The 23,527-nt window shown below is 72.2% G+C and carries 22 protein-coding genes; 15 read left to right on the forward strand and 7 right to left on the reverse strand.

Annotated elements, in window-relative coordinates; translation table 11 throughout:
- Positions 1-126: 126 nt before the first annotated feature.
- The 4 genes from LIV55_RS06350 to LIV55_RS06365 are packed head-to-tail and all read left to right on the forward strand — an operon-like array spanning position 127 to position 4,804.
- Complete coding sequence (locus LIV55_RS06350; RefSeq protein WP_229299668.1) at positions 127-1,248, forward strand: PrpF domain-containing protein; 1,122 nt, start codon at positions 127-129, stop codon at positions 1,246-1,248.
- Positions 1,245-2,408, forward strand: coding sequence for a Bug family tripartite tricarboxylate transporter substrate binding protein (locus LIV55_RS06355; protein WP_123093207.1), 1,164 nt, complete (start codon positions 1,245-1,247; stop codon positions 2,406-2,408). The genes LIV55_RS06350 and LIV55_RS06355 overlap by 4 nt, the downstream gene beginning before the upstream one ends.
- Positions 2,409-2,417: 9 nt before the next feature.
- Positions 2,418-4,403, forward strand: coding sequence for a tripartite tricarboxylate transporter permease (locus tag LIV55_RS06360; protein ID WP_229299669.1), 1,986 nt, complete (start codon positions 2,418-2,420; stop codon positions 4,401-4,403).
- A 23-nt stretch (positions 4,404-4,426) separates the two neighbouring features.
- A complete protein-coding gene (locus LIV55_RS06365; protein ID WP_068271029.1) occupies positions 4,427-4,804 on the forward strand; it encodes a universal stress protein in 378 nt (125 codons plus the stop codon).
- Between the two features lie 278 nt (positions 4,805-5,082).
- Here LIV55_RS06365 and LIV55_RS06370 read toward each other — a convergent pair whose 3' ends face one another.
- Both LIV55_RS06370 and LIV55_RS06375 read right to left on the reverse strand, forming a co-directional pair.
- Entirely contained in the window at positions 5,083-5,766 is a 684-nt protein-coding gene (locus LIV55_RS06370; RefSeq protein WP_068271025.1) for a helix-turn-helix domain-containing protein, read from the reverse strand.
- On the reverse strand, positions 5,763-7,019 hold the full coding sequence (locus LIV55_RS06375; RefSeq protein ID WP_229299670.1) for a sensor histidine kinase: 1,257 nt from the start codon (positions 7,017-7,019) through the stop codon (positions 5,763-5,765). Before LIV55_RS06375 ends, LIV55_RS06370 begins: the two co-directional genes overlap by 4 nt.
- Positions 7,020-7,206: 187 nt before the next feature.
- Between LIV55_RS06375 and LIV55_RS06380 the strand changes: the two genes are divergently transcribed.
- The 7 genes from LIV55_RS06380 (at position 7,207) to pknB (ending at position 15,647) form a co-directional block, all read left to right on the forward strand.
- A complete protein-coding gene (locus LIV55_RS06380) occupies positions 7,207-7,872 on the forward strand; it encodes a hypothetical protein (protein WP_229299671.1) in 666 nt (221 codons plus the stop codon).
- Positions 7,873-7,998: 126 nt separating this feature from the next.
- Positions 7,999-9,012, forward strand: a complete 1,014-nt coding sequence (locus LIV55_RS06385; protein WP_229299672.1) for an FHA domain-containing protein — start codon at positions 7,999-8,001, stop codon at positions 9,010-9,012.
- Positions 9,013-9,093: 81 nt separating this feature from the next.
- A complete protein-coding gene (locus tag LIV55_RS06390; protein WP_123093210.1) occupies positions 9,094-9,576 on the forward strand; it encodes an FHA domain-containing protein FhaB/FipA in 483 nt (160 codons plus the stop codon).
- Between the two features lie 3 nt (positions 9,577-9,579).
- Entirely contained in the window at positions 9,580-10,824 is a 1,245-nt protein-coding gene (locus LIV55_RS06395) for a Stp1/IreP family PP2C-type Ser/Thr phosphatase (protein WP_229299673.1), read from the forward strand.
- Positions 10,821-12,197, forward strand: a complete 1,377-nt coding sequence (locus tag LIV55_RS06400) for an FtsW/RodA/SpoVE family cell cycle protein (protein ID WP_068272308.1) — start codon at positions 10,821-10,823, stop codon at positions 12,195-12,197. Before LIV55_RS06395 ends, LIV55_RS06400 begins: the two co-directional genes overlap by 4 nt.
- On the forward strand, positions 12,194-13,648 hold the full coding sequence (locus tag LIV55_RS06405) for a peptidoglycan D,D-transpeptidase FtsI family protein (RefSeq protein WP_123093212.1): 1,455 nt from the start codon (positions 12,194-12,196) through the stop codon (positions 13,646-13,648). Before LIV55_RS06400 ends, LIV55_RS06405 begins: the two co-directional genes overlap by 4 nt.
- A gap of 67 nt (positions 13,649-13,715) precedes the next feature.
- The gene (pknB, locus tag LIV55_RS06410; protein ID WP_229299674.1) at positions 13,716-15,647 is read left to right on the forward strand and encodes a Stk1 family PASTA domain-containing Ser/Thr kinase; all 1,932 of its coding nucleotides are present in this window, start codon (positions 13,716-13,718) and stop codon (positions 15,645-15,647) included.
- Positions 15,648-15,660: 13 nt separating this feature from the next.
- Here the strand turns inward: pknB and LIV55_RS06415 are convergent, their stop codons facing one another.
- The 3 genes from LIV55_RS06415 to LIV55_RS06425 are packed head-to-tail and all read right to left on the reverse strand — an operon-like array spanning position 15,661 to position 18,217.
- Positions 15,661-16,728, reverse strand: coding sequence for a YihY/virulence factor BrkB family protein (locus LIV55_RS06415; RefSeq protein WP_229299675.1), 1,068 nt, complete (start codon positions 16,726-16,728; stop codon positions 15,661-15,663).
- Between the two features lie 24 nt (positions 16,729-16,752).
- Positions 16,753-17,409, reverse strand: a complete 657-nt coding sequence (locus tag LIV55_RS06420) for an aminodeoxychorismate/anthranilate synthase component II (protein ID WP_229299676.1) — start codon at positions 17,407-17,409, stop codon at positions 16,753-16,755.
- 19 nt (positions 17,410-17,428) lie between these two features.
- Positions 17,429-18,217: a DUF881 domain-containing protein gene (locus tag LIV55_RS06425; RefSeq protein ID WP_229299677.1), complete on the reverse strand. Its 789-nt coding sequence runs from the start codon at positions 18,215-18,217 to the stop codon at positions 17,429-17,431.
- Between the two features lie 98 nt (positions 18,218-18,315).
- Here LIV55_RS06425 and LIV55_RS06430 point away from each other — a divergent pair, with 98 nt between their 5' ends.
- On the forward strand, positions 18,316-18,666 hold the full coding sequence (locus LIV55_RS06430) for a cell division protein CrgA (RefSeq protein WP_229299678.1): 351 nt from the start codon (positions 18,316-18,318) through the stop codon (positions 18,664-18,666).
- 329 nt (positions 18,667-18,995) lie between these two features.
- Here LIV55_RS06430 and LIV55_RS06435 read toward each other — a convergent pair whose 3' ends face one another.
- Entirely contained in the window at positions 18,996-19,859 is an 864-nt protein-coding gene (locus LIV55_RS06435) for a rhomboid family intramembrane serine protease (protein ID WP_229299679.1), read from the reverse strand.
- A gap of 24 nt (positions 19,860-19,883) precedes the next feature.
- On the reverse strand, positions 19,884-20,402 hold the full coding sequence (locus LIV55_RS06440) for a peptidylprolyl isomerase (RefSeq protein WP_191564195.1): 519 nt from the start codon (positions 20,400-20,402) through the stop codon (positions 19,884-19,886).
- 145 nt (positions 20,403-20,547) lie between these two features.
- On the opposite strand from LIV55_RS06440, the gene LIV55_RS06445 reads away from it, so the two are divergent.
- From LIV55_RS06445 to LIV55_RS06455, 3 genes are all read left to right on the forward strand, one after another.
- Complete coding sequence (locus tag LIV55_RS06445; RefSeq protein ID WP_229299680.1) at positions 20,548-21,669, forward strand: hypothetical protein; 1,122 nt, start codon at positions 20,548-20,550, stop codon at positions 21,667-21,669.
- Between the two features lie 268 nt (positions 21,670-21,937).
- Entirely contained in the window at positions 21,938-22,759 is an 822-nt protein-coding gene (locus LIV55_RS06450; RefSeq protein ID WP_068270989.1) for a DUF4397 domain-containing protein, read from the forward strand.
- A gap of 35 nt (positions 22,760-22,794) precedes the next feature.
- Positions 22,795-23,502, forward strand: a complete 708-nt coding sequence (locus tag LIV55_RS06455; RefSeq protein ID WP_229299681.1) for a class F sortase — start codon at positions 22,795-22,797, stop codon at positions 23,500-23,502.
- Positions 23,503-23,527 lie beyond the last annotated feature (25 nt).

The raw sequence follows: 23,527 nt of genomic DNA on the forward strand, positions 1-23,527 counted from the left end.
GCACCACACCAGCGGATGAAGTGACGCTTCACACCTCCTCTCGATCTCGCGCTGGTCCTTCAGCCAGATCGCCGTCACTCTCGTCTGCGGCGACCGCTCGGTCGCACGAGATGTGAGGAGGCCCGGATGGAGATCCCGGCGACGTGGATGCGCGGAGGGACCAGCAAGTGCTGGGTCTTCCGGCGCGACGACCTCGACGTGCCCGGCATGTCGGTCGACGAGGTGCTCCTGCGGGTGTACGGCAGCCCCGACGTGCGGCAGGTCGACGGCGTCGGCGGCGGCACCTCGACGACGAGCAAGGCGGTCATCCTCTCGGCCTCGCAGCGCGAGGGCGTCGACGTCGACTACACCTTCGCGCAGGTCGGCATCGAGGCCGCCACGGTCGACTGGGGCAGCAACTGCGGCAACTGCTCGGCCGTCGTCGCGGCCTTCGCCGTCCGTGAGGGCTGGGTCGCCGCGCAGGACCCGAGCACCGAGGTCCGCGTGCTCAACACGAACACCGACCAGGTCATCGTCCAGGAGCTGAGCACCCCCGGAGGCGTCCTCACCGAGGACCTGACGACCGCGATCCCCGGCGTGCCCTTCCTCGGCTCGCCCGTGCGGATGGGCTTCCTCGACCCGGCCGGCCGCACGACCGGCCGGCTCTTCCCCACCGGTCGCGAGCGCGACCGGCTGCCCGACGGCGAAGGGGGCATCGACGCCACCCTCGTCGACGCCGGGGCGCCCGTGGTCGCCCTTCGCGCGGCCGACGTCGGCCTCACCGGTCACGACTCGCTCGCCGCCCTCGACGCCGACCCCGCCCTCCTCGGCCGGCTCGACGCGATCCGGCGCGAGGGCGCGGTCGCGATGGGCCTCGTCACCGACCTCGCCGAGGCCGCCCGCGCCGTGCCGAAGCTCGCGCTCGTCGCCGCACCGCGCGAGGAGGGCTGCGACGTCGACGTCCTCATGCTCTCGATGGGCCGCGCGCACCCCGCCATCCCCATCACCGGCAGCGTCGCGCTCACCCTCGCGTCGCGCCACCCCGACACCGTCGTCGCGCAGCTGCTCGACGACGAGGAGACCCAGGCCGACCAGCTCGTCATGCGCACCGCCGCGGGCGTCGTCACGACCTACGTCTCCGAGACCGACGGGCAGGTCGTCGTGGGCGCGACCCGCACCTACCGCCGTCTGGCGCAGGGAGTGGTCTTCCTGCCCGACCCGCCCACGAGCACCGCCACGCACCGCATCCTCAAGGGAGAGGAATCATGACCCAGGACAACCTCGTGACACCCGCACGGCCGGAGGACCCGCCGCCGCCGAACCGCCGGACGGCGCTGGCCATCATGGCCGGCTTCGCCGTGGCCGGGGTCGGCGGCACCCTGCTGGGCGGCCGCCTGCTCAACCCGCCGGCCTCGACCGCCGACGGCGACTTCGCCGGCGAGACCGTCGAGTTCCTCATCCCGCTCGCCGAGGGCGGCGGCACCGACACCTGGGCCCGCTTCGTCGGGGCCGAGCTCGTCCACAAGATCCCCGGCGTGCCCGGCTTCGCGCCGGTCAACGAGGCCGGCGGCGAAGGGATCACCGGCACCAACCACTTCGTCAGCTCGGCTCCGCCGGACGGCACCGAGGTCCTCGTGAGCACCGCGACGACCGTCGTCCCGTGGCTCCTCACGCGTCCCGCGGTCCGTTACGACTTCACCAGGCTCCAGCCGATCCTCGCCAACGGCACCGGCGCGGTCGTCTACGCACGCACCGGCGCCGGCGTCAGCGGCCTGTCCGACCTCGTCGACCGCCCGACCCCGCTGAAGTTCGGCGGCATCACCGCCACCGGGCTCGACCTCACGACGCTGCTCGCCTTCGACCTGCTCGAGATGGACGTCGACGCGACCTTCGGCTTCGAGGGTCGCGGGCCGGTCAACCTCGCCCTCCAGCGCGGCGAGATCGACATCGACTACACGACGACGTCGACCTACGCCTCGGCCGTCGAGCCGATGGAGGAGGCGAAGACGGCCGTCGTCCTCTTCTGCCTCGGCCAGCTCGACGAGTCCGGCGAGGTCGTGCGCGACCCGAACTTCCCCGACACCCCCACGGTCGTCGAGGCCTACGAGGAGCTGCACGGCTCGGCCCCCTCGGGCCCGAAGCTCGACGCCTACAAGACGGTCCTCGGCGTGACGTACACCTACCAGAAGGCCCTCTGGGTCCCCGCCGAGACGCCGAAGGCCGTCGTCGACCTCATGCGCACCTCCTCCGAGGCGCTCGCGCAGGACAAGGACTTCGAGGAGGCCGCCGACAAGGTGCTCGGCGGCTACCCGCTCGACGCGGGCGCCGACCTGGCGACCCGCATCCGAGAGGCGTACACCGTCGACGCCTCCGTCCGGGAGCACGTCATCACGCTGCTCTCGAGCTCCTACAACGTGACGGTCGAGTGAGGTCCTGACATGTTCGACGCTGCACTCTCAGCCCTGGGCTCCCTCTCCGAGCCCTCCCTGCTCCTCATGCTCGCCGCCGGTGTCATCGCCGGTCTCGTCATGGGCCTCATCCCGGGCCTCGGCGGCACGGGCGCGGTCGCGATCCTGCTGCCGGTGACCTTCGGGATGGAGCCCGAGCAGGCCTTCGCCCTGCTCATCGGCGCCCTCGCGGTCGTCCACACCTCCGACACCGTCTCCGCGGTCCTCCTCGGCGCACCCGGGTCGGCCTCCGCGAGCGTGACGATGCTCGACGGCTACGCCATGGCCCGCAAGGGCGAGGCGAAGCGGGCGCTCTCGCTCGCCTTCCTCTCCTCGATGGCCGGCGGTCTCATCGGCGCGCTCGGCCTCACCCTGGCCATCCCGCTCGCCCGACCGCTCGTCCTCTCCTTCGCCAGCCCCGAGCTCTTCATGCTCACGGTGCTCGGCGTCTCGCTCGCCGCCGTCCTCTCGCGCGGCAACGTCGTCAAGGGCCTCCTCGCCGGTCTGCTCGGCCTGCTGCTCGGCTTCGTCGGCACCTCGCCGACGACCGCCGAGGAGCGCTTCACCGGTGGCAGCCTCTTCCTCGGCGACGGCCTCTCGCTCGTCGCGGTCGCGCTCGGCATCTTCGGCCTGGCCGAGATCGCCTCGCGCGTCGGCCAGCGCACCGTCGACCGCGACATGGTCAGCCTCGGCGGCGGCTGGATGTCGGGCATCAAGGAGTGGGTCACCCACTGGACCCAGGTCATCCGCGGCTCGCTCATCGGCATCTGGGCCGGCGTCCTGCCCGGCGTCGGCGCGACCGCCGGCACCTGGCTCGCCTACGGCCAGGCCGTCGCGACGGCCAAGGACAAGCGCAAGTTCGGCAAGGGCGACCCCCGCGGCATCGTCGGCCCGGAGAGCGCGAACAACTCCGTCGAGGCCGGCGACCTCATCCCGACGCTGCTCTTCGGCATCCCCGGCGGCGTGCCCTCGGCGATGCTCCTCGGCATGCTGCTCACCTACGGCATCCAGCCGGGGCCGGCGATCGTCACCGAGCACCTCAACCTCATGTACCTCATCGTGTGGTGCTTCGCGATCGCGAGCATCGTCGGCGCCTTCTTGTGCTTCCTCGCCACCCCCGGTCTGGCCAAGCTGACGAAGGTCCCCTTCGCCGTCCTCGGCGCCGGCCTGCTCGTCATCATGCTGCTCGGCGCCTTCCAGGAGGGTGGCCAGATCGGTGACCTGTGGATCATGGTCGCGCTCGGCGCGGCCGGCTGGCTGATGAAGGCCACCGACACCCCGCGCGCGCCCTTCCTCATCGGCTTCGTCCTCGCGATCCCGATGGAGCGCTACTACTACCTCACGGACTCGCTCTACGACGGCGTCGGCTGGCTGACCCGCCCGGGCGTCCTCGTCTTCCTCGCCGTGCTCGTCGGCCCCCTCGTGTGGGGGCTCGTCAAGCGCACGCGTCGCAACCGCGACCAGGCGGCCGACCTCGGCCACCGCGGCGAGGCCGACCTGCGTCACGACGACGACGAGGACACCGAGCAGGGCATGCTCAAGGACTCGCCGTGGTCGCTGGGCTTCGCGGTCCTCACGACCGTCGTCTTCGCGGTCGCCCTCGGGGTCAGCCAGACATTCTCCCCGGAGGCGCGGCTCATGCCCCAGCTCGTGAGCGCCGGCGGTCTGATCATGGGTCTGGTCCTCGTGTGGGCCGAGCTGCGCACGCGTCGCGACGGGGCGGCCCCTCGCCCCGGGTGGACCCACGACGTGACGATCGCGGTGAGGATGTTCGGCGCGATGGCGCTCTTCCTCGTGCTCGTCATGCTCGGCGGCTACCTCGTCGCGGTGACCCTCTTCGTGCCGGGCTTCCTGCTCTACGTGGCCCGGGCGCGGCCTCGCACCGCGATCGTCTACACACTGGTGCTGTGCCTCGTGCTCGCCGCACTGCCCTCGATCCTGCCCGTGGACCTGCCGACCGGTCTGCTGCAGGGCTGACCACCACCTGAGAGGACACGCTCATGACCATCGTCGTCGCCTACGCGGACACCCCACCGGGTCACGCCGCGCTGCGGGCAGCCGCCCGCGAGGCCGTCCTTCGCTCCGAGGAGGTCGTCGTCGTCCCCGCGACCGCGGACCTCGACCCCACGACCGACTCGCTGCGGGCCGTGCTCGACGGGGCCGAGGGGCTCGACTCCTCGGGCGTCTCGCTCGAGGTGCGCACCTCGGAGCTGCACGACCCGGCGGACGCCGTCATCCAGGTCGCCCAGCAGCTCGAGGCCTCGCTCATCTGCCTCGGTCTGCGCCGCCGCTCCCCCGTCGGCAAGCTCCTCATGGGCAGTACCGCCCAGCGGGTCCTGCTCGACGCGACCTGCCCGGTGCTCGCGGTCAAGCCGTAGCGCGCGGCTGCCGACGCCCCCTTCGCCCGACCGGGTGGGGGGGGCGTCGCCGTCCCCGTCCCCCTTCGCCCCCTCCCCTCCCTGCCGCGCTCCTCCCCCTTCGCCGCTCCCCCTTCGCCGAGCACCGCTCGTCGTCCGCGAACCCCGGTCATCGCCGGCCCGCGACGACCGTCCCTCACGGACCACGAGCGGGGCTCGGCGCATCGGGGGGGTGTGGCGGAGGGGGGCGGGCGAAGGGGGCGAAGGGGGCGGGCGAAGGGAGGTGGAGGCGGAGGGGGTCAGCGGGGGCGGGCGGGCGACTCGGGCCAGAACTCGAGCAGGTCGCCTGGGCCGAGGCCGAGCGCGCGCTCGATCTCCGCGGGGGTCGTCTGCTGGAGGTGGGTCGAGACGTTCGTCGTGAGGTCGCGCCAGTACCCGCGCAGGGTCGACTCCGACAGGTAGAGCTGGGTGCTCAGCTCGGCGTAGGTGAGCCCGCGGGCGCGACCGGCGAGCACCTGGCGCTGGCGCTGCGAGAGGATCGTCAGGCTCTTGCGGCGCACGAGCACCTCGATGAGCCCGATGATCGCCTGCGGCACGACGACCCTCCCGGCCGCCGCGTCGACGAAGGCCTCCTGCGCCTCGGCCGTGGGCGCCGACTTCGAGACGATGCCGGTCGCCCCCGCCGCCATGCACGCCGCGAGCACGAAGCGGCGCTCCTCCTGGCTGTACACGCACACCCGGTAGCCCGCGTCGACGAGCATCCGCACCGCCGCGACGCCCTGGCGCGCCGAGGGCTGCGTGCTGTTGACGAGGTGCAGGTCGAGCACGACGACGTCGGCAACCGGCCGGTCCTCGAGCAGCGTCTCTACCCTCGAGTACTGCCCCACGAAGTCGATCCCCGGCATGAGCGCCGGCATCGACTCGCGGATCACGGTCGCGTCGTCGACGACGAGCGCGCGCACCCGTGGCTGGTCCTGCGTCATCCCTGCTCCACCCCGATCTCCATGGTGCCCATGCGCACCGTCGTCCCGATCCCGGGCTCGGAGTCGATGTCGACCCCGATCCCCCGGCTGGCGAGCTCGCCGACGACGACGTCGCCGAGCCCCACCCCCCTGTCCGTCACCTCGGGGTCGAAGCCGACCCCGTCGTCGTGCACCGAGAGCACCCAGCGAAGGGGGGTCCCCTCACCCCCGCGGGCAGGCCCGTCGTGCGCGTCGTCGTCCCCCTCGTCCGAGTCGAGGTGGACGACGACGAGCGAGGCGGCGGCGTGCTGGCGCACGTTGAGCAGCACGCTCGCGAGCGCCTGCTCGACCGCCTCGGTGTCCTGCGCCGTCAGGCGGACCTGCGCCCCGAGGTCGAGCGAGGTCTCCAGGCGCAGGTCGACGAAGCGCTCGCACACGGCCTGGACCCGGCCGGCGAGGGCGACCTCGCCCTGCGCCGGGGTCGCACCGGGCGCCGGCCCCTGGAGGTAGGCGCGCATCCGGCGCGACTCGACGAGGGCCTGCTGGCGCAGCCGCTCGCGCGTGCTGTCGTCGACGTCGTCGTCGGTGAGCAGGCGCATCACCGCGGCGCCGTTGTGGATCGCCACCCGGGCGCGGTGCTCCTCCTCGCGCCGGCCGAGCTCGGCGGCGAGCGCGCGGGCGCGGTCGGCGTCCTGGGCCAGACGCAGGTTGTAGCCGACGAGCAGACGCCCGACGATGCCCAGGGCGATGTAGGTGAGCAGGTTGCCCAGGACCGTGCTCGGGTGGGTGCGCGTGCCGTCGGCCATGTACACCGAGGCGGAGGCGACGACCGCGGTCATCGCCCCGAGCCACAGGACGTGGCTGCGCAGGGCGCTCGCGGTGAGCAGCACCCCCAGGGCGTACCCGGGCTGGAAGCCCACCCACGTCCCGACGCGGAAGTCGTCGGGCACGGTGAGCGGCCCGAGGACGAGCAGCACGCAGGCGACGGCGAGGTCGACGGCGGTCCACGCCGTCGACAGCGGTCCGCGGGTGGCGATCATCCGCACGCACACCGCGACGGTCATGACGAGAGCAGCCAGCCACGTGAGCGCGGCGGCCCGCTCGTCGGGAGCCACCCGCAGCGCGGAGGTGAAGGACGGCGCCATCTGCACGAGCGTGCCGACACGCGCGCCCATGACGAGCAGGGCGATGCCCCACAGCGCCCCGGCCTGAGTCGTCGGCAGCGAGTCCGGCCACCACCACCGGCGGCTCGGGGCAGGGCTGTCGTCGGTCACGCGTCGATGATCCCCGACGGATCACCCCAGGTCACCCCGCGAAAAGCGCGGAGCCCGCCTCCCGAGCGCGAATCCCGGTGTCAGGTCTGCGATTTCGTGGGGTGTTGCGACGCCGAGGGGTCGACGACACTGGCAGCGGTGTGCACCGCTGCAGGGGGCGGTGCACCCATCTACCGAGAGGCAGCCCGTGCAGATCCGCACCGTCACCGCGACCGCCGCCGTCGCCGTCCTGCTCACCGCGTGCGGGGGTGGCGAGTCCGAGAGCGGCACGACGCAGTCCGCGAGCACGTCGAGCAGCACGAGCGAGAGCACGCCGTCCGAGAGCAGCGCGTCCGAGTCGGAGAGCCCCGAGAGCACCGAGACAGAGAGCTCCGAGACCGAGGCCTCCGAGAGCGAGTCGGGCTCGGCCGCCGGCGGCGAGATGGAAGAGGTCGAGGTCGGCGAGAGCGTCGAGGACCCCGAGCTCGGCAACACCGTCGAGGTGACGAAGATCGTGCGCGACTTCGCCTCGGAGGACTTCGCCAACATCGCCGAGGACGGCGGCGAGATCGTCCTCGTCGAGATCGACGCGAAGGCCGGCGACGAGTTCAGCGGCGGCGTCAACGGCCCCTTCACGCTCCGCGCCGACGGCACCGACTCCTCCTCGACGAGCATCGTCGACGACGAGCTCGAGGCCGCGGGCATGACCCCCTTCGACGGCCCGAGCCGTGGCGAGGAGGCCACGGGCTGGCTCGCCTTCCAGGTCAACACCCGCGCGGACTCCTACGAGTTCGTCTACACCCGCCTCGCGGCGAAGGTCATCGGCTCCGACAAGACCTTCCCCAAGGAGGAGTGGACGATCGAGCTCCCGTGAGCGAGCGGTGACGAAGGGGGACCACCGTGAGGTGGTCCCCCTTCGCCCGTCCCAGGCTGCGCCCAGGCTGGTGGTTAGGATCGATGACGCACCCAGCCCGCACGCAGACGAAGGGAGGGCCTCGGCATGAGTCTCTTCGAGCGCATGGAGCGCAAGCTCGAGCGCACGGTCAACGGCGTCTTCGCCAAGGCCTTCCGCTCCGAGGTCCAGCCCCTCGAGCTGGCCTCCGCCGTCCGGCGCGCCATGGACGACCGCGCGACCCTCATCGGGCGCGGCCGCACCGCGGTGCCCAACCTCTTCACCATCGAGCTCTCGCCCGGTGACTACGACCGGCTCACCGAGTACGACGAGGAGCTCGAGGACGAGCTCATCGCCGCGGCCCAGGAGCACGCCGAGACCCAGCGCTACCGCCCCGGCGGGCCGCTGCAGGTGATCTTCGAGTCCGACGACGAGCTCGAGACGGGTGTCTTCCGGGTGCGCCCGGCGACCGCCCGGCAGCGTGTCGAGGACCCCTCGGCGGTGCGGGAGTACCGCGAGGAGTACGTCGAGACCGAGGGCGAGGACTACGACGAGTACTCCGCGCCCGTGCCGCAGGGTCGGGCCCAGGCCCCGGCCGCCCCCACCCCCGCCCCGGCGCAGGCCGCGCCCTCGGCAGACGAGTGGTGGGACGACGACGTCGAGGACGACGAGTGGGAGGTGCCGACCTCCGCGCGCGGTGCAGCCGCCGCCCCGGCGCCGGCTCCCGCCCCCGCACGCGCCCCTCAGCCTCGTGCTCCCGAGCCTCGCGCCCCCGAGCCCCGTACCCCGGAGCCCGCTCGTGCGGCCGCCCGCCGGCCGCGGGTGCAGGACCTGCCCTGGCTCGAGGTCGACGGCGAGCGCTACCCGCTCATGAGCGCCATGACCGTGCTCGGCCGCGACGAGAGCGCCGACGTCGTCCTCGACGACCCGGGCATCTCCCGCCGCCACGCCGAGGTCCGCGTCACGAACGACGGACCGCACCAGGTCGCCCACCTGCGCGACCTCGGCAGCACCAACGGCTCGTACGTCAACGGCGAGCAGGTCGACGCCTGCCCCCTCCACGACGGCGACCGCATCACCGTCGGGCGCACGAGCGTGATCTTCCGGCTGGCGCGTCGCTGAGGTTCGACGACTACCCTGCCCACCTGCGGCCACCCGCGCCGCGGCCATCCCGTCCGACCGCGACATCTCGAGAGGAGCCCCATGAGCGAGCTGACCGTCACCGTGCTGCGCCTCGGCCTGCTCATCCTGCTGTGGGCCTTCGTCCTCTCCCTCGCGGGCGTGCTGCGCTCCGACCTCTACGGCACGCGCGTCATCGCGCGGCAGGGCTCGGCCTCGAGCCGGCGCTCGCGCAAGGAGAAGCGGGCGGCCGACACGCCGCGCCGCAACCCCCGCACCCCGACCCACCTCGTCATCACCAGCGGCGCGCTCGCCGGCACCTCGCTGCCGCTGCGCGACAAGGGCGTGCTCATCGGTCGCAACCCCGAGTGCACCCTCGTCCTCGACGACGACTTCGCCTCGGGGCGTCACGCCCGGATCATCCGCGGTGACGACGGCTGGTACGTCGAGGACCTCGGCAGCACGAACGGCACCTTCATCGGCGAGTTCCGCGTCGGTGAGGCGGTCCCCGTCGAGGCCGGCACGACCGTGCGCATCGGCAAGACCCGCCTCGAGCTGCGGAGCTGACGCATGGCCATCGGACTGAGGTACGCAGCGCGCTCCGACGTCGGGCTGGTCCGCTCGGACAACCAGGACTCGGGGTACGCCGGGCCCCACCTGCTCGTCGTCGCCGACGGGATGGGCGGGCACGCCGGGGGCGACATCGCGAGCGCCACGGTGATCACCGAGCTCGTCGAGCTCGACCACGACTCGCTCGGCGCGTCCGAGGCGAGCGCCCAGCTCGGCAAGGCCATCCGCCGGGCCAACCGCGAGATCGCGCGCATCGCCGAGGAGCGCAAGGAGCTCTCGGGCATGGGCACGACGACGACCGCGCTCATGCGGGCCCGCAACAAGCTCATCCTCGCCCACATCGGCGACTCCCGCGCCTACCTCCTGCGCGACGGCACCGTCACCCAGATCACGACGGACCACTCCTTCGTCCAGACCCTCATCGACGAGGGCCGGATCACCGAGGAGGAGGCCTCGACCCACCCCCAGCGCTCGGTCGTCACCCGCGTCCTCACCGGCGACGAGGACGACGACCCGGACGTCGGCGCCCGCGAGGCCCGTCTCGGCGACCGCTACCTGCTGTGCTCCGACGGCCTGTCCGGCTTCGTCGCCCGCGACACCATCGCCGAGCAGCTCTCCTCGGGACGCACCCCCGCCGAGACCGCCGACGACCTCGTCGCCCTCGCCCTGCGCGCGGGCGCACCCGACAACGTCACCGTCATCGTCGCCGACGTCGTCGACAGCGCCGACGGGACCCCGCCCTCGACCCAGCCGCAGGTCGTCGGGTCGGCCTCGATGCGCTCGAGCTCGACGCGCGCCATCCCGACCACCCCGGCCGAGAAGGCTGCCGCCCTCGTGCGGCCCGAGACCCCCGAGCCCGACCTCGAGCTCGCCGAGGAGGGCTCGACCCGGCGGGGCCGCTGGCTGCGACGGGTCGCCGCGCTCGGCGTCGTCGCGCTCGTCCTCAGTGCGATCCTCTACGGCGCGTGGGCGTGGACGCAGCAGCAGTACTACATCGCCGGTCAGGACGGCCGCGTGACGATCTACCGCGGCATCGCCTCCGACCTCGGCCCGATCCCGCTGTCCTCCGCGGTCGAGCAGACCGACGTCATGCTCTCCGACCTGCCCGACTTCTACCGCAGCAGCATCGAGGAGAGCGTGAGCGTCGACTCCGAGCGCGACGCCCAGAAGAAGGTCGACGACCTGCGCGTCGCCGCGAAGCGGTGCGCCGAGCTGCGCAGCGAGGGTGAGCCGTGCGGTCGCTGAAGACGATCACGACGATCGCCCCGAAGCGCGGCCGCAACGTCGAGCTGCTGCTCGTCGCGCTCGCGATCGGCGTCGTCGTCCTCGCGTACATCAACGTCGAGGTGGCGGCCAACGGCTCGGTCCCGCCGGACCTGCTGGCCCACACCGGCATGCTCGCGGCCATCGCGCTCGTCTTCCACGTCGTGCTGCGCTGGCGCGCGTCGTACGCCGACCCGCTCGTGCTGCCGATCCTCACCCTGCTCAACGGCATCGGCCTGGTGATGATCCACCGCCTCGACCTGGCGGCCGGGCGGGACTTCAGCGAGGGCTACGCCCTCAAGCAGCTGCAGTGGACGGCCCTGGGCGTGGCCCTCGCCCTCACCGTGCTCGTCGCCCTGCGCGACCACCGCGTCCTGCGCCGCTACACCTACACCGCCGGCCTGCTCGGCCTCGTGCTGCTCCTCCTGCCGCTGCTGCCGATCATCGGTCACGACGTCTACGGCGCGAACATCTGGATCAAGATCGGGCCCTTCACCTTCCAGCCCGCCGAGGTCGCGAAGATCTGCTTCGCCGTCTTCTTCGCCGGGTACCTCGTGCAGACGCGTGACGTCCTCGCCCTCGCCGGGCGCAAGGTCCTCGGGCTCACCCTGCCGCGCGGGCGCGACCTCGGGCCCATCCTCGTCGCCTGGGTCGCCTCGGTGCTCGTCCTCGTGCTCGAGACCGACCTCGGCACCTCGCTGCTCCTCTTCGGCCTCTTCGTCTCGATGCTCTACGTCGCGACCGAGCGCGTCAGCTGGATCGCGATCGGCCTGAGCCTGGCGGCCTTCGGCGCCTTCGTCGCCTACCGCCTCTTCCCCCACCTGCAGACGCGCGTCCTGTGCTGGGTCGACCCCTTCAGCGAGGAGGGCACCCGCCAGTGCGGCCAGCTCGTGAGCGGTCTCATGGGGCTGTCCGCGGGCGGGCTGCTCGGCACGGGGCTCGGTCGCGGGCGGCCGTGGTCGACGCCGCTGCCGGAGACCGACTTCATCTTCAACAGCCTCGGCGAGGAGCTCGGGCTCGTCGGCATCATGGCGATCATCGCCCTGTACGCGATCCTCGTCGAGCGCGGCCTGCGCTCGGCCATCGGCCTGCGCGACGGCTTCGGCAAGCTGCTCGCGACGGGTCTGGCCTTCACCGTCGCGCTCCAGGTCTTCGTCGTCGTCGGCGGGGTCACCCGGGTCATCCCGCTCACCGGTCTCACCCTCCCCTTCGTCGCGTACGGCGGGTCCTCGCTCCTCGCGAACTGGACCCTCGCCGCGATCCTCCTGCGCATCAGCGACCACGCGCGCCGTCCCGAGCCCGAGCTGGACCCGGCGTCGATGGACGCCCCGACCGAGGTGGTGAGCACCCGATGAACGAGCCCATCCGACGCCTCTCGATGCTCGCGGCGCTGCTCTTCACCGCGCTGCTCGTCTCCTCGACCTGGCTGCAGGTCGTCGGGGCCGAGGCAATCAACGACCGCCCCGACAACCGCCGCACCGCGCTGAAGAACTACGGCCAGGAGCGCGGCCAGATCCTCCTCGGCGGTCAGCCGATCGCGCGCTCGGTGCCCTCCGACGACGAGCTGCAGTGGCAGCGCGTCTACGCCTCGCCCGAGACCTACGCGCACATCACCGGCTACTACTCCTTCGAGTACGGCGCCGGCGGCGGGCTCGAGGGCGCCGCGAACTCCCTGCTCAGCGGCACCGACGACACGCTCTTCTACGGCCGGGTCTCCGACATCCTCTCCGGCAAGGCCTCGAAGGGGGCCTCGCTCGAGCTGACCATCGACCCGCAGGCCCAGCGGGCCGCGAAGGAGGCGCTCGGCGACCAGCGCGGCGCCGTCGTCGCCATGGACCCGCGCACCGGGGCGATCCTCGCGATGTACTCCTCGCCGACGTACAGCCCGACCCCGCTCGTCAGCCACGAGCAGGGCACGGCGGCCAAGGCGTGGGAGAGCCTCAACGCCGACTCCTCCCGCCCCCTGGTCAACCGCGCCATCGGCGGCAACCTCTACCCGCCCGGGTCGGTCTTCAAGGTCGTCACCGCGGCCGCCGCCATCGAGTCCGGCGACTACGACGAGAGCTCGTCGATCCCCGGGCCCGCGGTCCTCGACCTGCCCCAGACCGACGTCGGCCTGCCCAACAGCCACCCCGGCGCGTGCGGCCCGAACGACCGCGTCACCCTCGCCGTGGCGATGCAGGACTCGTGCAACACCGCCTTCGGCTGGCTGGGCATGGAGCTCGGCGGCGACACCGTCGGCGACCAGGCGAGCAAGTTCGGCTTCGGCGACAAGCTCGAGATCCCCATGGACGTCACGCCCTCGACCTTCCCCACCGGGCTCAACCCGCCGCAGGAGGCGCAGTCGGCCATCGGCCAGTACGACGTGCGCGTCACGCCCCTGCAGGTCGCGATGATGAGCTCGGCGGTCGCCAACGACGGGGTCGTCATGCGCCCCTACGTCGTCGAGCGGGTCCAGGGCGACGACCTCTCGGTCATCTCCGACACCAAGCCCGAGCAGCTCTCGCGGGCGATCGACCCGGAGACCGCCACCGAGCTCACCGACATGATGAAGCTCGTCGTCGAGCGCGGCACCGGCACCCAGGCCGCGGTCCCCGGCACGAGCGTCGCCGGCAAGACCGGGACCGCCGAGCACGCCGAGGGCGCGGCCCCGCACGCGTGGTTCACCGGCTTCGCCCCCGCGGACAACCCCAAGGTCGCGGTCGCGGTCGTCGTCGAGGACGGCGGCCGGGCGGGCAACGAGGCGTACGGCGGCTCGGTCGCCGGGCCGATCAGCGCCGCGGTGATGAAGGCGGTGCTCGAGTGAGCGCTGGACCCCTGACCAGGTCAGACGTCGTGTCGGCCACAATGGCGGCACAGGAAGAGAGGACGTCGTGACGACAAGCACCCCCCGGCTGCTCGGAGGACGGTACGAGCTCGGCGAGCTCATCGGTCGAGGCGGCATGGCCGAGGTCCACCGTGGCTACGACACCCGTCTCGGACGACCCGTGGCGGTGAAGATCCTGCGCAGCGACCACGCGCGCGACACCTCCTTCCTCCACCGCTTCCGCCGCGAGGCCCAGTCGGTCGCCGGGCTCAACCACCGCTCGATCGTCGCGGTCTACGACTCCGGCGAGGACCGCACGACCGAGTCCGGCGGCGCCGGCCTGTCCGTGCCGTACATCGTCATGGAGCTCGTCGAGGGCCAGACCCTGCGCGAGGTCCTCAACGACCAGGGCCCGCTCGCACCGGCCGAGGCCGCACGGATCTGCGAGGGCGTCCTCGACGCGCTGTCCTACAGCCACCGCATGGGCATCGTCCACCGCGACATCAAGCCCGGCAACGTCATGCTCACCGCCGACGGCACGGTCAAGGTCATGGACTTCGGCATCGCCCGCGCGGTCGCCGACACCCAGGCCACGATGACGCAGACCGCAGCCGTCATCGGCACGGCGCAGTACGTCTCGCCCGAGCAGGCCCGGGGCGAGACCGTCGACAACCGTAGTGACGTCTACTCCGTCGGCTGCCTGCTCTTCGAGCTCATGACCGGGACGACGCCGTACACCGGCGAGCCGATCAGCCTCACCTACCAGCACGTCAACGCGCCGATCCCGCTGCCGAGCTCGCTCGAGCCCACGGTGTCGAGCGATCTCGACGCCGTCGTCGCCGCCGCGCTCACCAAGGACCGCGACGAGCGCTACCAGGACGCCTCGGACATGGCCGACGACCTGCGCGCCGTCCGCGCCGGCCGTCCGGTGAGCGAGCTCGCGCAGGGTGCCCTCGCGGCCGTCGCGGGCGCCGGCGCGCTCGAGGCCGACCCCACGGTCGCCCTCGCAGCGGCCGCCCCGGCGCAGCACCTCGGTGACACCTCGACCTTCCGCCCGATCCAGGACCCGCCCACCCCGCTCGAGCCCGAGCGTCGCCGGCGCGGTGGCCTGGGCTGGCTGCTGGCGCTCCTGCTCCTCATCCCCGTCGCCGCCCTCGGGTGGTACGTCTGGGACTCCAACCAGCCGCCGGAGATCGTCCGGGTCGCCGCGCCGCAGCTCGTCGGGCTCGACGAGGACGCGGCGGAGGCGAAGCTCACCGACCTCGGTCTCGACGGTGATCGGGCCGAGGCCAACAACGCGGCCCCCGAGGGCGAGGTCTTCGAGCAGAGCGTGCCCGAGGGCGAGATGGTCGACGAGGGGTCGACGATCGCCTACACCGTGTCGCAGGGCCCGGAGCAGGCCACCGTGCCCCAGGTCGTCGGTCAGAGCCGCGCGGATGCCGAGAAGGCGATCCGCGATGCCGGCCTGGAGGTCGGCGACGTCACCTTCGAGGACAGCAACGAGCAGAAGAAGAACCGCGTCATCTCGGTGAGCCCCGGGCAGTCCGAGCAGGTCGAGGCCGGCAGCACCGTCGACCTCGTCGTGGCCAGCGGTGACGTCCAGCTCCCCGACTTCGTCGGTCAGCCGATCAGCGACGCACGACCCGAGATCTTCGCCCTCGGGCTGCTGACCGAGGAGGTCACCGTGCCCTCCGACGAGCCGGCCGGTCAGATCCTCAGTCAGGACCCGGGCGCCGGGAAGGTCGCCCAGGGCCGCACGGTGAAGATCGAGATCGCCGGGCCCCAGGACAAGACGGAGACGACGACGGTCACCCCGCCGCCGCCCTCGACCTCCGAGACGACTCCTCCGGAGACGAGCGACCCGAGCACGACGAGCCCGCCGGAGGAGACGACGGACCCGGGCGACGGCGAGGAGGGCGACCAGGGAGACCAGACGCCGGGTGGCCCGGCCAGCCCGTCGACGCCGAACCCGCGCTCGACGACGGCGCAGACGCCGTAGCCGGACCCGCCGGTCAGGGCGCGGTCGAAGGGGGAGCCTCGGCTCCCCCTTCGTCGTCCTCCGGGACCTCGGGGCGCGGCCGCTCGAAGCTCACGGAGATCTTCTCGAAGCCCTTGAGCCGCTGCGCCCGGGCCTGCCCGCGGTAGGCGCGGCGGTCGGCGTCGGTCAGCTCGACGTCGTCGGTGAAGATCGTCAGGAGCGCGCGCGGCCATAGCCGCTCGGCGAGCACGACGTTGATCTCGACGCACAGGAGGATGACCACGGCGTTGCTGTAGATGAAGATCAGCAGGCCGAGGACGATCGCGAAGACCGAGCTGACGTTGCTCGCGCGGCTGACGACCGTGCCGACGTACAGGACGCCGACGTTCTGCAGCAGCAGGAAGAGGACCGAGGCGATGACCGCGCCCGGCAGCACCTGGCGCGGCGTGGGGGCGCGGGTCGTCGAGATGATGAAGAGGAAGGTGAAGACGCCGGCGTTGAGCACGACTGACCCGAGGTCGACCGCCAGGCTCTGCCAGGCGCCGACGACGAGCCTGTTCGCCACCTGCGTGAGCACGCTCGTCGCGACGACCGCCAGCCCCGCGGTGAGGATGATCATCAGGCCGCGGGCCCGGGAGAGGAAGGGGTTGGGCCGCGAGTTGCGCGGGACCATCCACGCGGTGTTCATCGCGTACTGAAGCGCCTGGGCCACGCCGAGCCCGCCGTAGATCGCGGCGACCGAGCCGATGATGACGCCGAGCGTGCCGCCGCCGAGGGTGCCGGTCTGGCGCAGCTCGTCGCCGACGATCGGGAACTCCGACAGCGCGGAGTCGAGGATGCGCTGCTGCCACTGCGGGTGCCCCTCGAGGACGATGCCGAGCAGGGTCGACAGGAGCAGCAGCAGGGGGAAGAGCGAGAGGAAGCCGTAGTAGGTGATGAGCGCTGCGAGGTACCCGCCGAAGTCGTCGAAGAACTTGTAGACCACGGCGATCGGCATGCCGAGGACCGGGTGCTCGCGCTGGAAGCGGTCGACCGGGCCGACCCGGGGCCGCGCGTCCTCTCCCCCGCCCTGCCCGCTGTCGCTGCCCTGCTGCGTCGTCACCCCCGCGCTCACGGTCGGTGCGCCCTAGCCCGCGGCGACCATGCGGGCGACGCCCTCGGCGTCGCGCACGAGGGGGCTCAGCCCCTCGGAGCGGGCGACCGCGCCGTCGTCGCCGAGCAGCTCGAGCCAGTTGGCGAGGATGCGGTGACCGCCCTGGGTGAGGACGGACTCGGGGTGGAACTGCACGCCGTGCAGGGGCAGGTCGCGGTGGTGCGCGGCCATGACGATGCCGCTCGCGGTGCGGCCGTTGGGCACGAGCGTGTCGGGGATCGTCTCGGGCTCGATCGTCAGCGAGTGGTAGCGGGTGGCGGTGAAGGGCTCGGGCAGCCCGGCGAGGACGCCGGTGCCGTCGTGCTCGACCTGGCTCGTCTTGCCGTGGAGCAGCTCGGGCGCGCGACCGACGGTCGCGCCGCACACCACGCCGAGGGCCTGGTGGCCCAGGCACACGCCGAGCATCGGCTGGGCGCGCTCGGCGCAGGCCTCGATCATCGCCATGGAGACGCCGGCCTGCTCAGGGGTGCCGGGCCCCGGCGAGATGAGCACGCCGTCGAAGTCGGCGCCGTCGGCGGGGCTCACGGCGTCGTTGCGCACGACGGTCGTCTGCGCGCCGAGCTGCTGGAGGTAGCCGACGATGGTGAAGACGAAGCTGTCGTAGTTGTCGACGACGAGGACGGTGCTCACACGTGCAGTATGCCTGCGATCAGCGCGCAGCCCGGGCGTGCGCCAGCTGGCTCTGCCCGGCGTAGGCGGGCAGCGTCGTCTCCTCGCTCGACGTCACCTCGTAGCCCAGCCCGATCTGGTCGACGTACTCGCGGTAGATGCTCACCGTCGGGTCCTCGTCGAGCGAGGCCCGCAGGGCGTCGCGGTCGCCGATCGCGGTGATGACGAAGGGGGGCGAGTACACCCGGCCCTGGAGGATGAGGGTGTTGCCGACGCAGCGCACGGCGCTCGTGGAGATGATCCGCTGGTCCTGGATCATCATCGCCTCGGCCCCGCCACGCCACAGCGCGTTGACCACGCCCTGCACGTCCTGCTGGTGCACGACGACGTCGTCGACGTCGAAGCCCTCGGGGATCTGGTCGGCGTCCAGCGGCGCGTCGTCGAGGCTCACCGAGACCGACGGCCCGCGGACCTCCTCGAAGCCGGCCTTCGGCGCGGCGTTGGCCGTGTCGCGGCTGATCCGGTCGATCTCCTGGTTGCCCGGCGAGCGCTCCTTGGTCAGCGCGGTGACGGTCGTGCGCAGCTCCTCGGCGCGCCGGGCCTTCACGGCGTTGTCGTGGGTGCGCTCACGGATGAGCGCGGGAAGCGTCGTCACCTCGGAGCGGAGGTCTCCGCCGCGCGCGGTCGTGCCCGAGACGGAGAAGAGCAGCCCGGCGCACAGGGCGATGACGGGCACTCCCGCCGACCACCGGGTGGGCCGGTGGTCGAGATACCAGCGCACCAGTCGACGCGGTCCGTGCGGACGGGTCGGGGCCTCGTGCTCCCCCATGGCGGGCACCTCCCTTCGTCACCGGTGCTCAGACCTCTACGCTAAGGCACTGACCCGGCGCGTCCGCGCGCCTCCCCGTGACGAGGAGCACTGACGACGTGGCGCCGTCGAAGAAGAACGAGGACGAGCTCGAGCAGACCGAGAAGGTCGCGAGCACCAGCACGAGCGCGGGCAGGCGCTCGGGCGACCCCCGGCGCCGCGCGGAGGCGGAGGCGGAGGCCGACAAGCCCGTCAAGGCCAAGCGCGAGAAGGTCAAGGCGCAGAAGATCGGCAACCCCAGCTGGTACGTGCCGGTGATGCTCGGCCTGATGATCCTCGGGCTCATCTGGGTGGTCACCTTCTACATCACCCAGCAGGAGTACCCCGTCGCCGCGTGGGGCCAGTGGAACCTCGGCGCCGGCTTCGCGCTGATGATGGCGGGCTTCGTCATGACGACCCGCTGGAAGTAGCCCCGGCCGCCTCAGCTTTCCCGCCCAGGGCGGGAACATTCGACCTCGGGCAAGAACATTTCTTTCCCGAGGTCGAGCTTTCCCGCCCAGGGCGGGAAAGCTGGGACTGGCGCACCGCCCGATCGTCTCGTCTGGCCCTCTCTAGCATTCGCGCTAGAGGGGGCCAGATGCGTTCATCGACAGGTCGCGACGTCCCCGCCACCCACAGCCCTGTGGACAACTCCACCCGGCCTGTGTGTGGAGATCGGGGTTTGTCCACAGGCTTGTGCACACCTGGGGATGAATGACACGCGTGTAACACGGGCGAAGGGGGACCCGGCCCGCCGGCGTCAGGCGATGGGGATGACGACGGCCGGCGCGAGGACGACGTACTTGACGACGAAGAGCGCAAGAGTCAGGCCCGCGACGGCGCCGAGGGTGCCCCACGCGATGGCCGGTGCGCGGCGCTGACGGGCGAGCGCGAAGCCGGCCGCGATGGCAGCACCGGCGACGAGCCCGCCGAGGTGGGCCTGCCAGGCGACGTTGGGGATGACGAAGCCGAGGACGGCGTTGATGGCGATCGTGCCGACCATCGCCGAGCTGTCCCGGCCGAGGTGGCGCTGCAGCACGACGAGCGCGCCGAAGAGGCCGAATACCGCGCCGGACGCGCCGACGACGCCCTGGGTGGAGCCGACCGGCTGGAAGAGCAGGTAGGTCACCGAGCCCGCGAGCGCGGAGACGAGGTAGAGCCCGAGGAAGCGGGCGCGCCCGAGCAGGCCCTCGAGGTAGGGCCCGACGAACCACAGCGCCATCATGTTGAAGACGATGTGGAAGATCTGCGACGGCGAGTGCAGGAAGGCCGAGGTCAGCAGGCGCCACGGCTGGTCGACGGCGAGGAAGGCCGCGAGCGCGCCCTCGCCGTAGACCTGCGGGGTCGCGAGCTCGCCGAGGTAGACGAGCACGCAGATCGCGACGATCGCCCGGGTGAGGTAGGGGGTGTCGCTGCGCGAGGCCCGGCCGCCGAGCGGCGTGAGCGTCGGTCGGTCGGCACGGGCGGCCTCGCGCACGCAGTCGACGCACTGCACGCCGACCGCAGCGGGGCGCTGGCAGTCCGAGCACGCCGGCCTGCCGCACCGCTGGCAGCGGACGTAGCTGACCCGGTCAGGGTGACGGGGGCAGGTCGGCGGGGGCCCGGAGAGGGGCTGCTCGGACATGCGCAGCGCGAAGGGGGAGAGTCGTCAGTCGACGATCTCGACGGACTCCATGACGACCGGCTCGGCCGGCTTGTCGTTGGCACCCGTGCGGACCGCGGCGATCTTGTCGACGACCTCGCGGCTCGGGCCGTCGGCGACCTCGCCGAAGACCGTGTGCTTGCCGTAGAGGAACTGCGTCGGCGCGACGGTGATGAAGAACTGGCTGCCGTTGGTGCCCTTGCCCATGCGCTTGCCGGCGTTGGCCATGGCGAGCTGGTAGGGCTTGTCGAAGGTGTGCTCGGGGTGGGGCTCGTCGTCGAAGGTGTAGCCCGGGCCGCCGAAGCCCTCGCCGAGGGGGTCGCCGCCCTGGATCATGAAGCCGGAGATGATCCGGTGGAAGACCAGGCCGTCGTAGAAGGGCGTCGGGTTGGTGCGGCCCGCGTCGTCCTTGTACTCCTTCGTGCCCTTCGCGAGGCCGACGAAGCTGTCGACGGTCTTCGGAGCGACGTCCGGGAAGAGCTCGATGGTGATGTCGCCGTGGTTGGTGTGGAGGATCGCCTGCATGTGGCGAGTTTGGCACAGCGACCCGTGCGTGCGGTGAGAGCCCCGGATTCCCTGGACGCCGACGGCGTATCGCCAGGCGATCCGGGGCAGGATGGGTCGTAAGCACCACGCACGAAGCACCACCCACGACATTCGAGGAGGACCGGTGTTCCGCACGGAGAGCAAGGTCGAGAAGGGCCGCGTCGCCGCCCACGAGGGCGCCGAGTCGGGTGTGGCCAAGATCCACACCCTCATCGACAAGGTCGCCGAGGGCGCCGAGACCGGCTCGGACCGGGCGGCAGGGCTCGGCGCAGCAGCGAGCGCGAAGAGCGCCGACCTGCGCGCCCAGGCCGCCGACGCGAGCAAGGACGTCCGCAAGGACGCGAAGAAGACCGGCAAGCAGCTGCGCAAGGACGCCTCGAAGAGCACCAAGCAGCTGCGCAAGGACGCGAAGAAGGCCGGCAAGCGTGCCGGTGACGGCGCCCACGACCTGCGCGACACGATCGTCGACGACGTCCTGCCGAAGGTCGTCGCCACCGCGACCGGCCTCGCCGCCACCGGCGCCGCGACGACGAAGTCGGTCGCGGACGAGGCGGGCAAGCGCGCTCCCGAGGCCTTCCACGCGCTCAAGGACGACCACGACACCCATGCCGCGCTCGCCGCGATCAAGGGCGAGACCCGCCGCTCGGGCCGCAGCTGGAAGGTCCTGCTGCTGGCTCTCGTCGCCGGTGGTGTCGCCTTCTACGTCGCGAAGAAGCAGCAGAAGCCGAAGAAGGACCCGTGGGCCGTGCCCGCCGGTGACCCGTACAAGGCCCCCAGCACCGGGCGCGCCTCGAGCGTCACCCCGGCCGCCCCGGTGACCGACGGCGCCGCGGCGACGAGCCAGACGCCGATCGCCGACGAGGTCGTCGCGGACGAGGTCGTCTCGACCGACGACGTGCCGGTCGCGGGCTCCGCGGCCCCCCCGCTCGACGCCGGTGACGGCCCCGTCCTCGGCGAGGGCGACACGACCCACGCCGCGATGACCGGCCACCCGGACGGCGTCAGCGACCAGGGCGCGTCCTCGACGAGCACCTCGGCGACCACGGGCTCGGGCGACACCGGTCTCGGCGAGACCCGCCCGCTGTCCAACGAGGAGATCGACGAGCTCGCCTCCGACGACCCCACCCAGGCCCACGTCGGCTCCCCCGACGAGACCGCTCAGACCAACGGCGAGGGCGGCGACGCCTGGAGCAGCGCCCGCGACTGGGCTGACGACGGCCAGAACCCCGACGACAAGCGGGGCTGACCCAGCACGACCCATGACGAAGGGGTGGCCACGGCAACAGCCGTGACCACCCCTTCGTCGCGTCTTGGGGTTGAGATGCGAGCGCCAGCCCTGTCCTGAGGTGCGACGAAGGAGCCTCGAAGGGGAGCCTCGAGACCACCACTCACGACCCCAGATCGAAAAAACTTGAAAAAAGTCTTCGGACAGCTGCATCCGACCCCGCCTCTCCACGGGAAGTACGAGATGACAGGGCGCACAGGGCGTCCTCACTCGAAGGAGAGGTAATCCAATGTCTGCCACCACTCGCGCCATGGGAGTCACCGCAGCGATGGCCCTCGTCGGGCTCTCCGCCGCCGCGCCGGCACACGCCGCCGACGACGCGCACGTCTCGATCCTCCACGCCGTGCCCGGCGCCACCGTCGACGTCTACGTCAACGGCGACGCCCTGCTCACCGACTTCAAGCCCGGCACCCTCACCGACCCGCAGGCCCTGCCCGAGGGGCAGTACGACCTCAAGGTGACCGCCGCGGGCGCCGGTGCCGACGGCGACGCGATTGTCGAGGCCAACGACGTCGACGTCCCCGCCGGTGCGAACATCACCGTCGTCGCCCACCTCGACGCCGACGACCAGCCGGCGCTCACCCCCTTCGTCAACGACACCAGCGCGATCGACGCCGGCAAGGCCCGCCTCACGGTGCGCCACACGGCCGCCGCCCCCGCGGTGGACGTCCGCGCGAACGAGGAGGTCGTCTTCTCGAACCTCACCAACCCCAACGAGGAGAGCGCTGACGTCGCGGCCGGCACGGTCTCGGCGGACGTCGTCCTCGCGGGCACGGACACCGTGGCGATCGGCCCGGCGGACCTCAACCTCGGTGAGGGCACGAACACCATCGTCTACGCGTGGGGCAGCGCGAAGGACAAGAACCTCAAGCTGGCCACCCAGTCGATCTCGGGCATGCACTCCTCCCCCAACGGGGTCCCGAGCGGTTCGGGCGGTCAGGTCGCGGCGGCTGACGAGACCGGTCGCTACGCGATGGCCACCCTGGGCGCACTCGCGGCCGGCGGTCTGGTCTTCTTCGCGGGTCGCCGCAAGTCCCGGGTCCAGGCCTGATCCTGATGACCCGGGCGCGGCACCCACGAGGGCGCGTGATCGGTCTCGCCGCCGTCACCGCGCTCCTCGTGGGTGCCGTCCTGCTCTTCCTCACCCGCCCGTCGGCCGACGACGCCGGCACCGTGGACGCGGCCCTGTCGGGGCCGTCGACGACGGGCGGGTCGGGCAGCACCTCGACCGCTGCTCCCTCACCGACGTCCTCCGGGACGTCACCCTCACCGGGCTCGACGAAGGCCGCGAAGGCCCCCCGGACCGCCGTCGCCACGGCGCCCGCCACCCCTTCGGCCGCCCCTCCCGCACCCACCTCGGTGAGCGTGCCCGAGCTCGGCGCGACGCTCCCGGTCCGCCCGGTCGGCGTCGACACGACCGGGGCGATGAGCATCCCCGAGGACCCGAAGCAGGCGGGCTGGTACAAGTTCGGGTCCGCCCCCGGGCAGGACGGAGCGACGGTCATCACCGCGCACGTCGACACCAAAGAGCTCGGTCCCGGGCCGTTGGCCCGTCTCGACACCCTCTCGAAGGGGGATGCCGTCACCGTGAGGACGTCGGCCGGGACGACCACCTACCGCGTGCGCGAGGTCGTGCTCGCCCGCAAGACCGAGCTCGACCTCGACGCCCTCTTCCGCCGCTCCGGGCGGCCCGCGCTGCACCTCGTGACGTGCGGCGGAGCCTTCGACCCGAAGACCGGGCACTACGAGGACAACGTCGTCGCGATCGCCGAACCCGTCGCAGGGCGTGAATAGGATCGGCGATGTGCCCCCGTCGACG

This window comes from Janibacter melonis (genome assembly GCF_020567375.1).
GTDB lineage: Bacteria > Actinomycetota > Actinomycetes > Actinomycetales > Dermatophilaceae > Marihabitans > Marihabitans melonis.